The 11198-nt window shown below is 42.4% G+C and carries 15 protein-coding genes and 5 pseudogenes; 13 read left to right on the top strand and 7 right to left on the bottom strand.

Annotated elements, in window-relative coordinates:
* Positions 1 to 86: 86 nt before the first annotated feature.
* From IQ246_RS26105 to IQ246_RS26095, 3 genes and pseudogenes are all read right to left on the bottom strand, one after another.
* A complete protein-coding gene (locus IQ246_RS26105) occupies positions 87 to 872 on the bottom strand; it encodes an MlaE family lipid ABC transporter permease subunit (RefSeq protein ID WP_194006213.1) in 786 nt (261 codons plus the stop codon).
* Positions 873 to 1190: 318 nt separating this feature from the next.
* Positions 1191 to 1631: pseudogene (locus IQ246_RS26100) on the bottom strand (transposase); the annotation flags it as partial.
* Positions 1632 to 1862: 231 nt separating this feature from the next.
* Positions 1863 to 2264 (bottom strand): annotated as a pseudogene (locus IQ246_RS26095) (IS4 family transposase); the annotation flags it as partial.
* A gap of 460 nt (positions 2265 to 2724) precedes the next feature.
* On the opposite strand from IQ246_RS26095, the pseudogene IQ246_RS30665 reads away from it, so the two are divergent.
* The 5 genes and pseudogenes from IQ246_RS30665 to IQ246_RS26070 form a co-directional block, all read left to right on the top strand.
* Positions 2725 to 2945: pseudogene (locus tag IQ246_RS30665) on the top strand (SulP family inorganic anion transporter); the annotation flags it as partial.
* Positions 2946 to 3061: 116 nt separating this feature from the next.
* Complete coding sequence (locus IQ246_RS26085) at positions 3062 to 4186, top strand: sodium-dependent bicarbonate transport family permease (protein ID WP_194006211.1); 1125 nt, start codon at positions 3062 to 3064, stop codon at positions 4184 to 4186.
* A 48-nt stretch (positions 4187 to 4234) separates the two neighbouring features.
* On the top strand, positions 4235 to 4567 hold the full coding sequence (locus IQ246_RS26080; RefSeq protein WP_194006210.1) for a hypothetical protein: 333 nt from the start codon (positions 4235 to 4237) through the stop codon (positions 4565 to 4567).
* 18 nt (positions 4568 to 4585) lie between these two features.
* Positions 4586 to 4723, top strand: a pseudogene (locus IQ246_RS26075) (SulP family inorganic anion transporter); the annotation flags it as partial.
* Between the two features lie 250 nt (positions 4724 to 4973).
* Positions 4974 to 6389: a cation:proton antiporter gene (locus IQ246_RS26070; RefSeq protein WP_194006209.1), complete on the top strand. Its 1416-nt coding sequence runs from the start codon at positions 4974 to 4976 to the stop codon at positions 6387 to 6389.
* Positions 6390 to 7074: 685 nt separating this feature from the next.
* Here the strand turns inward: IQ246_RS26070 and IQ246_RS26065 are convergent.
* From IQ246_RS26065 to IQ246_RS26055, 3 genes are all read right to left on the bottom strand, one after another.
* Positions 7075 to 7302, bottom strand: a complete 228-nt coding sequence (locus IQ246_RS26065; RefSeq protein ID WP_194006208.1) for a hypothetical protein — start codon at positions 7300 to 7302, stop codon at positions 7075 to 7077.
* A 127-nt stretch (positions 7303 to 7429) separates the two neighbouring features.
* On the bottom strand, positions 7430 to 7636 hold the full coding sequence (locus IQ246_RS26060) for a hypothetical protein (protein ID WP_194006207.1): 207 nt from the start codon (positions 7634 to 7636) through the stop codon (positions 7430 to 7432).
* A complete protein-coding gene (locus tag IQ246_RS26055) occupies positions 7629 to 7829 on the bottom strand; it encodes a hypothetical protein (RefSeq protein WP_191762270.1) in 201 nt (66 codons plus the stop codon). Before IQ246_RS26055 ends, IQ246_RS26060 begins: the two co-directional genes overlap by 8 nt.
* A 41-nt stretch (positions 7830 to 7870) precedes the next feature.
* On the opposite strand from IQ246_RS26055, the gene IQ246_RS26050 reads away from it, so the two are divergent.
* The 7 genes from IQ246_RS26050 (at position 7871) to IQ246_RS26025 (ending at position 10178) form a co-directional block, all read left to right on the top strand.
* Positions 7871 to 8083 carry a helix-turn-helix transcriptional regulator gene (locus tag IQ246_RS26050; RefSeq protein ID WP_194006212.1) on the top strand — a complete coding sequence of 71 codons (213 nt, stop codon included), beginning with the start codon at positions 7871 to 7873 and terminating at the stop codon, positions 8081 to 8083.
* A 34-nt stretch (positions 8084 to 8117) separates the two neighbouring features.
* Complete coding sequence (locus IQ246_RS26045; RefSeq protein WP_194006214.1) at positions 8118 to 8378, top strand: hypothetical protein; 261 nt, start codon at positions 8118 to 8120, stop codon at positions 8376 to 8378.
* A 35-nt stretch (positions 8379 to 8413) separates the two neighbouring features.
* Positions 8414 to 8749 (top strand): hypothetical protein, encoded by a 336-nt coding sequence (locus tag IQ246_RS26040; RefSeq protein ID WP_194006206.1) that lies wholly within the window; start codon positions 8414 to 8416, stop codon positions 8747 to 8749.
* Positions 8750 to 8857: 108 nt separating this feature from the next.
* On the top strand, positions 8858 to 9136 hold the full coding sequence (locus tag IQ246_RS26035; protein WP_194006205.1) for a hypothetical protein: 279 nt from the start codon (positions 8858 to 8860) through the stop codon (positions 9134 to 9136).
* The gene (locus IQ246_RS31055) at positions 9129 to 9260 is read left to right on the top strand and encodes a hypothetical protein (RefSeq protein WP_255515644.1); all 132 of its coding nucleotides are present in this window, start codon (positions 9129 to 9131) and stop codon (positions 9258 to 9260) included. The genes IQ246_RS26035 and IQ246_RS31055 overlap by 8 nt, the downstream gene beginning before the upstream one ends.
* Complete coding sequence (locus IQ246_RS26030) at positions 9248 to 9724, top strand: MT-A70 family methyltransferase (RefSeq protein ID WP_194006204.1); 477 nt, start codon at positions 9248 to 9250, stop codon at positions 9722 to 9724. Before IQ246_RS31055 ends, IQ246_RS26030 begins: the two co-directional genes overlap by 13 nt.
* Before the next feature lie 316 nt (positions 9725 to 10040).
* Positions 10041 to 10178: a hypothetical protein gene (locus IQ246_RS26025; RefSeq protein ID WP_194006203.1), complete on the top strand. Its 138-nt coding sequence runs from the start codon at positions 10041 to 10043 to the stop codon at positions 10176 to 10178.
* Positions 10179 to 10209: 31 nt separating this feature from the next.
* Here the strand turns inward: IQ246_RS26025 and IQ246_RS26020 are convergent, their stop codons facing one another.
* Positions 10210 to 10653, bottom strand: coding sequence for a hypothetical protein (locus tag IQ246_RS26020; RefSeq protein ID WP_194006202.1), 444 nt, complete (start codon positions 10651 to 10653; stop codon positions 10210 to 10212).
* 68 nt (positions 10654 to 10721) lie between these two features.
* Here IQ246_RS26020 and IQ246_RS26015 point away from each other — a divergent pair.
* Positions 10722 to 11042, top strand: a pseudogene (locus tag IQ246_RS26015) (transposase); the annotation flags it as partial.
* Positions 11043 to 11198 lie beyond the last annotated feature (156 nt).

Genomic DNA, 11198 nt, shown 5'->3' with positions numbered 1-11198 from the left:
CCCCAATGCCCCAATGCCCAATGCCCAATGCCCCATGCCCGTAGACAAAAAGCCATCGCACTAAAGATGAAAATCGACACTTAAGTTCAAAATGTGGGATGTTCAAACAGCACCAAAGAGAGAAAAAAATCCATGATGAAAATCGACACCCAAGTAGTGACAACTGCTTTTGTTGCTGATTCTCCTACTTCTTTGGCTCCTCCTTTGGTTGTTAAGCCCCAACTACAGCCGTTAATAGCAACCAGAACTCCAAAAATAAACCCTTTAAACAAAACTATCAACAAATCTGACGGTTCTAAAAAATTTCTGATTGACTCTAAAAAAGTTTCTGGAAGTATTTGAAAAAATTGTGATCCGGCAAAAACTCCACCCATGATACCCGTAAGTAAAGCAAAAACTGTCATAAAAGGCATCATTAAACAGCAAGCAATTACTCTTGGAAGTACTAAATAATCAATTGGATCAGTTTTGAGCATGTAGAGTGCATCAATTTGCTCTGTCACTCGCATTGCTCCTATTTCTGCTGCATAAGCAGAACCTACTTGTCCCGCAAGAATACTAGCGGTCAAAATTGGAGCCAGTTCTCTGCAAAAAGCTAACGCAAAAGCTCCTCCCACCGCATTGACAGCACCAAATCGTACTAGTTCTCTCGCAGTCTGAATTGTAAAAATCATCCCAGCAAAACCACTTACTAGGAGTACTGGAGAAATAGAAGCTGGCCCGGCCGTCACCAGATGTTGCAGAATTTTGCGATAGTAAGTTTTTCCTTGGAGTAAATGCAGCCAGACTTGACCACAAAGAAGTATTGCAGCAAAACAGCGTACAATCCAGGACTGCTCTAAGTTTTTTTTTGGTTGCAATTTGATCGCCATTAAGACTGACTTTTTTTGCACCTATGTTAAGGCGTGGTTCATGAATAGATACTGCTTGCCCTCAAATTTTGAGGATAATGTTTAAGCATGGATCAACTCAGCTTAGTAAACTCTACCGGAAAATAGCGTTAATCTTTCAAATATGAGCATCATAAAATACGTTATTTTTGTGTTGCTGTTGATACTCTCGTTCTCAATAGCGCTGCCATCTTATGCATCTGTGTGCCGTAATCATGATGGTCAGCCATTGGTGATAATTTAAGGCTGTAAGTCTTTTGTCAAGAGGCTTTCAGAGAATTGTTGAAAAAAAACTGGTCAGACGCTCGTTACATAAGAATGCCATGTTTTTCCTGACCGCACTTCAATCAAACGTAAATTGATAAACGGAGTCTTTTTAGTGCCAGAACCGAGACGTATCTTCCGGTCTCGCAATCCATAACTATCTGTAAATACTTGTTCTACCTTGATTCCTGCTCCTTTTTTTATTCTCGTAATAAAGTCCACTTTTTTTTCGATTAATTGATGCCAAAAGTTAAAGTGATAAAATCCTCTATCTAATAAGAGTAAAGTCTTTGAAGTCACTAAATTCAGGATATTTTCTTCCAGCTTAGTATCAGAAGCTTTGGGATTTTATTCAAACCAAATCTCTATAGGTAATCTGGTCATTAAATCAATGACTGTACTCATCTTTCCTGCTAATTGTCCTCTTTGCGCCTCTTGTAGGCTTTGTAATTTCCTAAACAATGCTTCCAATGTTGAGCCATCTACTATCCAGGGCGGCCGCATCATGTCAATAAACAAAGTCTATTATCAATAGAGTTAAAAATAATATCATTAGCTCTTGCTTATTGCGAAAAATTTAGGCGTAGGCGTAGCCCGCCGCAGGCATCGCTTTGGGGCTTTAAAAATAATCAAACGCGAAAGGAAAGATTTTTTCGTTGGTTCTTAATATCGGTCGTGATCAAGAGTACTTTAGATGCGTTTGCCCTGATCTACTATCCAAATTTTCTCGAATTTTAAGAATGTAAATTGAATACTTTCTGGCAATTGACGTTTATTTCTACTGTGCCAAGCTGTTCTCAAACTAGGCAATAAATCTTTAAATACTTTTTCAAATAACTCGGATGGAAATGTCAAAAATCTTTGTGATACTGCTTGTTGACTAACTTTTGTGGGATTACTCCAGAGAAAACCATCTCTGGCTAACATTCTTGTTAGTTCTCTGACTCCTGCCACGTCTTGCCACAGTAGGGTTAACACCGCAGCCATCATCAACGGTAAATTCAGTATCCGTTCTCTGAGTCCTAGTTTACGGTAGTAATTTTCTTGATTTGTAATGGCTGGTGTCAGTAATCTTTCCAATTGCGGAGCAATTACTTCATCTTCCACCATTGGTCGTTGTTTCTTTTTGGCGTGGTCTCTATTGGTTTTTCGGCTGGTAGTCATAGCTACTCAAAATCGCTCAATTACTTGTCTAGATTGAGTTTCTCACGATTTTTGATCTATCCAAATACCACCCTTGACAATTTCCTCTTTTCCTTAACTTGTCACCAATGATATAAAGCTGTAAGCTATTGTTAATCTCATTAAATTTGGCAATAAATAAAACTTGCAATTTATGTAAGTTTTTTTAGTCCAATTTTTGAACCATCTTTGTCCTAAGCCTTCTCTATTGGAGATTCGTATTTAGCGACTCGCCATTTAAAAAGGCATTATAGCCAACTGCTTTGCAAAGAATTAAAGTTTTCTTTGTCTAATTTTCATGGCAATAAAACTTCAAACTTACTCAAAGTAGCCGACAATTTTGAGAAACCCAAATTTATTTTGCATTTTTTGTAGCCAAAACCCCAGTATGTCATTGACTAATACGATCCATTTTAGAAACTTACAAGGCGATTTATTCGGTGGTCTAACTGCTGCGATCGTTTCGTTACCTCTACGCTAGCATTCGGTGTTGCTTCCGGTGCTCGGTCTGTGGCTGGCCTTTATGGTGCAGTTTGCGTCGGCTTTTTTGCCGCCCTGTTTAGCGGTACGCCAACGTTGATCTCTGAACTGACCGGGCCAATGACCGTAAGCCCTCTCTACAGGTTCTTGTGCAGCACCTGTGCTGTAGGAGTCAAGCGCATCAGTCTTTTTTAAAGTTCATTTATTGTAATACTCCTCATCAGAGGAAGCACAAGGAGGTATTCGTGGATTTTTTGTCCCTTTTTCTAATGGACTTCATTAAGCAGTTGCAGTCCCCAACACTCGCCTTTTTGATTGGTGGCATGATCATTGCTGCCCTCGGTAGCGAATTGGTCATTCCAGAGGCGATTTGTACGATCATCGTCTTCATGCTGCTCATGAAAATCGGTCTGACTGGTGGAATTGCGATCCGCAATTCTAATCTGACGGAGATGGTGTTACCCATGATCTTTGCTGTAATAACAGGGATTACGATTGTATTCATCTCGCGCTATACGTTAGCCAAGCTGCCAAAGGTCAAAGTCGTTGATGCGATCGCAACTGGGGGATTGTTTGGAGCCGTGAGTGGTTCTACAATGGCTGCTGGGCTGACGGTACTGGAAGAACAAAAAATTACATACGAGGCATGGGCTGGCGCACTCTATCCCTTCATGGATATCCCCGCGCTCGTAACTGCAATTGTTGTGGCTAACATTTATCTCAACAGGAAGAAGCATAAAGAAGTAGCCTACTTTACTGAGCAGCCTGTTACGGCTGGTGATTATCCCGATCAAAAAGATTATCCCAGCAGCCGGCAGGAGTATATCAGTCAGCAGAAGGGGGATGGGGATAATCGGGTCAAAATATGGCCAATTATCGAGGAAAGTCTCCGAGGTCCTGCCCTATCGGCAATGCTGTTAGGTCTCGCTCTTGGCATATTCACCCAGCCAGAAAGTGTCTATAAAAGCTTCTACGATCCCCTCTTTCGTGGCTTGCTTTCGATCTTGATGCTGGTCATGGGTATGGAGGCTTGGTCAAGGATTGGCGAACTGCGTAAGGTAGCCCAGTGGTACGTCGTATATAGTGTGGTGGCACCGTTTGTGCATGGGCTAATCGCCTTTGGTCTTGGGATGATTGCCCACTACACCATGAACTTCAGCCTGGGCGGTGTTGTGATCCTAGCTATCATCGCCTCATCCAGTTCAGATATCTCAGGTCCTCCTACGTTACGAGCCGGTATCCCGTCAGCCAATCCATCTGCCTATATAGGCGCGTCCACAGCCGTCGGTACGCCCATTGCGATCGGCTTGTGTATACCGTTCTTTATCGGGCTAGCCCAGGCGATCGGCGGTCTGTCACCGACCCCTTGACCGGGCAGACCAAGTAGATAAATTACATCATTTCAGGAGGTAAGCAACATGTCCAAGCGTGCCAACAAGCTCGTCATCGTCACGGAAAAGATTCTGCTGAAAAAGGTCGCCAAGATCATTGATGAAGCCGGGGCAACTGGTTATACGGTGGTGGATACTGGCGGTCAAGGCAGTCGCAACGTGCGCTCTACGGGTAAACCCAACACTGCCGACACCGATTCAAATGTAAAGTTCGAGGTACTCACCGAAAATCGGGAGATGGCAGAGAAGATTGCGGATCAGGTCGCAATCAAGTTTTTTACCGATTATGCGGGCATTATCTATATCTGTGAAGCAGAGGTACTGTACGGGAGAACTTTCTGTGGGCCAGACGGCTGTTGAATCGAGACGATGCGCCACCAAATCTTTTTTGGGATATTTAAGTTGGGTAAATACATTACCCTCATGCCTTACAGCGTGATTTCTGGGTTTATGTCTGGGATTGGCGTGATTCTGATTATTTTGCAGATTGCTCCTTTTGTCGGACAGGCAAACCCTACAAGTTTGGCATTTCGAGGTTTGTACCAGAGCATTACATGTTTGTAGATCGTGTTGATGCACTTAAACAAGCGGTTGCTTTAGTTAATCCTCATGCAAGTGCTAATACTCCTGGCGTTGGTACTTACACTGACACCTATTTGTAATTCGTAATTCGTAATTCGTAATTAATGATGAAATTACGAATTACGAGATATAAATTACATTTTTTAAATTGGCTTCAAAATGAATCAGAAACACAAGCAAAAACATGATTTTTTCAGAACCAATACTTAATCCGTTTACCTGGTTAAATTTTCTCCCTGCGGGTTTACAGTCTCCTTTACTAGCAACAACTAACGAGGCAGAATATGCTCCTATTGTGCTGACTGGAGTATTGCTAAGTTTAGTAGTCATTTATCTGGCTAGTAAAATTGGTGGCGAATTATTTAGAATGATGGACTTGCCACCTGTATTAGGAGAATTAGTTGGTGGGGTGCTTGTGGGTGCTTCTGCTCTCCATTTGGTTGTATTTCCCGACAGTGGAGCGGCTGGTAGCGACTCCATTATCATGACTATCCTGCAATTCATTAATAACCTCAGTCCTGATGCCGTCACATCAATATTTCAAAGCCAGAGTGAGGTTGTTTCTGTGCTTGCCGAACTAGGTGTGATCGTTCTGTTATTTGAAATTGGTCTAGAATCAGACTTAAAAGAATTACAGAAAGTCGGTTATCAAGCAACAATTGTTGCTTGTGTTGGGGTAGCTGTTCCTTTTGCGGCTGGCACGGCAGGGTTGATTTTGTTGTTTCATGCGCCAGTAATTCCAGCGATTTTTGCTGGTGCAGCGCTCACAGCTACTAGTATTGGGATTACCTCGAAAGTTTTGTCAGAAATTGGGCAGTTAAAATCTCGTGAAGGTCAAATTATTGTTGGTGCAGCCGTCATTGATGACATTTTAGGTATCATCGTGTTGGCAGTAGTGGCGAGTCTTGCTAAAACTGGTGAGGTTGATATTTTCAACGTCATTTATCTAATTGTCAGCGCTACAGTTTTTCTCATTGGCTCAATTCTCCTCGGTAAATATTTCAATCAGAGTTTTGTTGCCATTGCTGAGAAATTGCAAACGCGAGGCAACTTAATTATCCCAGCATTTATCTTTGCCTTTTTTATGGCTTTTCTGGGTAGTGCCATTCATTTAGAAGCTATCTTAGGTGCATTTGCGGCTGGCTTAGTTTTGGATGAAACGGATAAACGCAAAGAGCTAGATGAGCAGGTTAAACCTGTTGCTGATATGCTAGTGCCAGTTTTCTTTGTGACAGTTGGCGCAAAAGTTGATTTAGGCGTTCTAAATCCGTTAGTTCCAGGAAATCGAGAAGGATTAATTATAGCTACCTTCTTAATTGCGATCGCAATTATCGGTAAAGTTGTCACAGGTTGGGCGGTTTTTGGTCAACCTGGAATTAATCGGTTAGCGGTTGGTGTGGGGATGATTCCCCGTGGCGAAGTTGGGTTAGTGTTTGCCGCCATTGGTGCAGCTAGTGGTACCCTTGATAAACCATTGCAAGCTGCGATCGTTATTATGGTGATTTTGACAACCTTCTTAGCACCGCCTTTATTGCGGTTTGCATTTAAACAATCGCCAGAAGAAAAAGAAGCTTTAAAAGAAGCCAATTTAATCGGCTAGTGCCGCAAATGAAGAGGCAGGGGGCAGAGAGCAGGGAGCAGGGGGAAATGACCCACCCCTTCTCTACTAGTGGGACTTAGACAGAATAGAAGAGTAAAAAAGAGTATAATGCTATCTCAGCATAGCTTTCACGTTGAAAGAAGCTCATGAAAGAAACCACCCCAGCAGCCATGCCTCCGTGCTTTGAAAGTAAGTAATATCACCAAATAGCATAAATTTTTATATTACTTGACCTACTTAGGGCTTGCTGAAAAAGTCATAAAAAAGCAATTCTTTTGGGTTGATATCATGTCCGGTAGCTTACCCATAATAAAAACGTTAAGCTGCAACTGTGACTTGAGGCCACCAATAAAAATTTGTTATGCCTCGAACTAAATCTTTTTGTTTGAGCAATTGTTGGCAGCGATTAATTGAAGGAGGCAGGAGGCAGAAGGCAGAAGGTTTTTTTCACTTATAGGATTCAAACCCCTCCTGAAAAAGAGCCACCAAATTGAAAATTTGGAGGGGGTCTTAAACCCTTGCTCCCTCTGGTCGCGGCAGTCTTGCTGAGGGCAGTTTTCCTCCAGCAAAGCTGCCCTCAGCAAGACTGCCTTCTTCGATAAAATTTCCTCTACCTCGTCAAGGTCTTTATACTAATATGTTTTGGCATTGGTACGGTAGATACTTACAACAGAGGGTATATAATTTACTTTACTATGGGTGTGCCACCGGACATGATATTACGCCCAAAGAACTCCTCAAGTTCCGCTAACTCACGTTCTCGTTCTGGTGTGATGTCCGGCAAGGGACGCGCCATTATTTCAGTCAGTGTCTTGCTTGACGGATGTTCGATGGGCGGTTTCGACATCAATTCCTCAAGTTCCGCTAATTCGCATTCTTGCTCAGGTGTGATGTCTGGTAAGGGACGCGCCATTATTTCAGTCAGTGTTTTTATTTGTTTTTCGGTCATTCGAGGCTCCCTCTAGGTACGGCGACAAAAGAATAAAAGCGCTGTGCGAATACACAGCGCTTTTATTCGGTAGTGAAATAGTGGTTTAGCGTTATTCCTGGCTTAATTTCTCAAACTGAGTCAACACAGGTACTAGTTCACTGGTTTTGATTAACTGACTACAAACCCGTCCTGCGTCTCTAGCTTGACTCATCAGGGAATGTCCTTCGATGTATTTACCTTGTTTGAATTTCTCGATCGCTTGACCACTCTTGACTTTGGCTTCCTTTGCCAAGGCTTGTATCAGAACTTTATCCATTTTGATACTCTAAAATTACGGCTAATATTGCTTCGGCTTCTGAAAATAGTCTATCCGCTCTAGCCTCCAATAAGCTAGCGTCGCTATAATCTTCATTCTCTACAGCCTTCTCAAAACCCTCATACAACTCATCAATAATTATATGTAATGAATTGTAAGCCTGAAATAAAGCTCTGACGGTACTTTGTTTCATTATTAGCCCTCACCACCTCCCTATTATTACCTTTTGTTAACATCACAGCACATTTAATTGATGAACATGGGTTAACTAGAACGGCTTTAGGTGAAGCAACGGGGTTAACCGCTGGCGCAATACGTGGCTTATGCGAGAACACAGCCAAGCGTTACGATGCTGACACAATAACTGTTTTATGCGTTTATTTTAATTGCAAAATTTCCGATTTCTTTGAGTTAGTCCCTAAAAGAAGAAATTTGGAAGAGGATTAATAACGGGTTTTGAAACAGTTTTAAATATCAAACCATGATAACTTCCAGCGATCGCCCCAACTTGGCGGGAGGTCAGCGATCGCCTGTCCTATTACCTAGGAACACTATGAGTTTACCTTTAAATCAGTCCGTGTTGCTGGAGTCGAGAACGCTGAGGACTTCGGCTTTAAAAGATTTCTCTGGCGACAAAGCCTTATCCATTCTCCAGCAGGACGTTTATGTTTACCCTTGCCATGATCCAGTTGTTGCCGCAGGGTTGACCAAAGCGATTGAAGAGTTTTTCGCACACCTGTAACGAAAGCAACAATTAACCCATTTCAAGAATTGAATGTGCTTGTAGCTCAAACTTTGGGATGTAAAGAAACGGGATTTGAACAGGAGTGTAGCCAATTCACCCCTGGGGCACAATGGCAATATGGCGGTGATTACCATGCTGTTAAAATTCAATTATTTGCACCTGATGATAATGCTACAGACGAAGATTTTGATGCAGAATGTTGGTTTGACAATTATGGATATGTGCCTGATTTCTCTACTGATTGGTCACACACACAGCTACTGTTAAAGGAATGCGATCGCCGCAACATTGTAATCAATTGGGTGCGCGACAGAGACTATATTAGCTGTGCTTTTGATGATGGTAAAAATCCGGCAGTTACTTATTGATCGTGATACTTCCAGTTCTATGGCATTAGCAACAGTTTTGGCTTGGTTAAAATTTCAGGGCTACGAGATTGAATTAGATTTAGAAGATTTGGAACAGGAAGGTAAATCATGATGAAAAACAATTGGGATTCTCAAAAAGATTCAATTGAAAGTGCTTTATTACTGCCACAAGGCGAGCTATATGCTAGTCTTGACTACGTAGAAAAAACACTAAAGCAGCCGATAGACGATCATCTTGTTCTCGATTCTGCGAAAGAGTTGAAAAACTACTGCAACGAGCGCATCATCTGTTCAACTCAGTCAGAGATAATTGTTTCAATACATAGTCGCAACCTCGGTTATCTGCCATCACATCTCATTTTTTCTTCATCTACAAAAAATGAATAAAATCCTTTTTCTCGACCTCGACGGAACTGTCCGTCGCACCAAAAGCGGAGCAAAATTTAGCGTTATTCGTTGCGCCGTAATTGACTTCGACTACCGAGACGATTTACGGCAGTGGCAGGGATAGAAATTCTAGCGCTGCCCGTTCCCGAATTGTGCGACCCTTCTGGCTGTGTTCTTTGGCTGTGGTATACCAACAACCACATGATTGAGGCTGCACAGTGCTTGCAGACTTGGGGTTTCACGCTCCAAACCATCTTGACGTGGGAAAAAGTTACCATTGCCGGGACTCCGCATATTGGCACTGGCCACTGGCTCCGCAATTGCACTGAACATTGTGCTTTAGCTGTGTGTGGGAATGTTTTGGCATTTGCTGGGCGATCGCTTACTAATGAACCGACTATCTTACACGCACGACGGCGGGAGCATTCGCGCAAACCTTTGGAATTTCACCAACTTGTAGAGAAACTTTGCCCCAATATGTCCAAATTGGAGATGTTCGCAAGGGAATCGCGTGACGGCTGGGATTGCTGGGGGGATGAAGCGGGTATGTTTGATGAGACTGATGAAAGTATCTCGCTGATTGCTTAAAAGCACTACTAGGATTCTTGCCCATATTCAACCGCGATCGCTTGCCGCAAGATTTTTTGAACGTATTGCCCCCATTACAAAGAGTTTGAGAATCCAAGCTCTTTTATAAGCGTTTAGCTTATGCATGGGTAATTTTGGCAAAACTGGCAAAACTTTTGTAGGCTCTTATTTTGGCAAAGGTATTGACAACTAAAAAGTGTATCTGCTGTTTTATAAGGCTTTCAAGATTAGACCTCTTGCATAAATGCTTAACTTCTCATGTTGAGCGGAGTGAAACATCTAGTGAGATTCTTCTCTCCACTGCGTTCCGCTCAGAATGACATTTCTGATTTTTGGACTTTTGCAAGAGGTCTATTCCCGCATTTCTCACAAGTGCCGCGAACCGACAGGTCGGCGCTATCGCAATCCTCAGAATCCTGATCCCAAATATGTTCTGGGAATTTTTAATTGGTGATTTTTTTTTCTGGAGTGTGAGAGCCTGGAATCTAGATTTGATAAGGCTTTGATAATTGTGGTGAGAAATTCGGGTCTTGCTCGGCTAAATGTTTAGCTAGAGCAGCGAGTAACTGTATTTGTGTCATTGCAGTTTCGTTATTGCTGGTGGGTTTAGTCCAGCCCACAGAGTCTTGTATCCATGCTCGAATGCCGATGGTGTTGAACGAACGGCATACCAATCTCGCTTGCTTGGTACAGTATCTACCAGCTTCATAAGCGTAATATTCCAGAATTATTGCGATCGCTATGTCGGGGATACCGTTGATGCGCCATTCGGTCAGTTCCGCACACTCAAACCCATGTTCTATAAGCATTTGAGCTAACTTCGATGGCTTGAGTTCCGCACCCTCAAGTGTGCTGCGAATCGCTTTTTCATCAACCCCAGCTAATCTTGCTGTTGCTCTGACACTGGCCTTACCCGGATTTCTCACCAACTCGTAAAAAAATGGGGATAAAAGCTGCTAAGATGTATATATGGTAAGCATTTCAGTAGTTTTAAAGGATGATTCAACCAGCAACGCGATCGCTCCCAAAAGACTTCAAATTTGAACAGCCAAAGTCATCGCCAGTCGTAGTTAATTTCAACGGGGGACAGGTAACATCTGATGCTGGTTTAAGCTTAATTGCAGAACTAGACCGAAAACTGCAAATAACATCACGGTTAGCAAGATGTTTCCAAGATTACCGTTCGTCAAATAGAATTGACCATTCGATAGAAAACTTAATTGCACAACGGATATATGGCTTAGTCATGGGATACGAAGATTTGAACGACCATGAAGAGTTACGTCATGATCCAATGTTTGCTCTAGCATTACAAAAAAGAATTGGTATAGAAAATGAACCGACTGTATTAGGGAGATCCAATAAATAAATCAGCCCAGCCGTATCAATAATATTTTTGGCAAAACCGAGAGATTTAGGCGCTTTCGCCCTCAAGGCGAAAGCGACGGCTGGGCTGATTTATTCTTGGCAAGTG

The organism is aff. Roholtiella sp. LEGE 12411 (assembly GCF_015206995.1).
Taxonomy (GTDB): Bacteria; Cyanobacteriota; Cyanobacteriia; order Cyanobacteriales; family Nostocaceae; genus Komarekiella.
Note: the sequence above shows the minus strand (reverse complement) of the source record. Positions and strands in the feature narration are given on the sequence as shown.

Excerpts from the sequence above, each read along its gene's own strand:
- IQ246_RS26105 (WP_194006213.1), bottom strand. The coding sequence starts at position 872 with ATGGCGATCAAATTGCAACCAAAAAAAAACTTAGAGCAGTCCTGGATT.
- IQ246_RS26080 (WP_194006210.1), top strand. The coding sequence starts at position 4,235 with ATGTCCAAGCGTGCCAACAAGCTCGTCATCGTCACGGAAAAGATTCTG.
- IQ246_RS26070 (WP_194006209.1), top strand. The coding sequence starts at position 4,974 with ATGATTTTTTCAGAACCAATACTTAATCCGTTTACCTGGTTAAATTTT.
- IQ246_RS26065 (WP_194006208.1), bottom strand. The coding sequence starts at position 7,302 with ATGGCGCGTCCCTTACCAGACATCACACCTGAGCAAGAATGCGAATTA.
- IQ246_RS26060 (WP_194006207.1), bottom strand. The coding sequence starts at position 7,636 with ATGGATAAAGTTCTGATACAAGCCTTGGCAAAGGAAGCCAAAGTCAAG.
- IQ246_RS26055 (WP_191762270.1), bottom strand. The coding sequence starts at position 7,829 with ATGAAACAAAGTACCGTCAGAGCTTTATTTCAGGCTTACAATTCATTA.
- IQ246_RS26045 (WP_194006214.1), top strand. The coding sequence starts at position 8,118 with ATGATAACTTCCAGCGATCGCCCCAACTTGGCGGGAGGTCAGCGATCG.
- IQ246_RS26035 (WP_194006205.1), top strand. The coding sequence starts at position 8,858 with ATGATGAAAAACAATTGGGATTCTCAAAAAGATTCAATTGAAAGTGCT.
- IQ246_RS31055 (WP_255515644.1), top strand. The coding sequence starts at position 9,129 with ATGAATAAAATCCTTTTTCTCGACCTCGACGGAACTGTCCGTCGCACC.
- IQ246_RS26025 (WP_194006203.1), top strand. The coding sequence starts at position 10,041 with ATGACATTTCTGATTTTTGGACTTTTGCAAGAGGTCTATTCCCGCATT.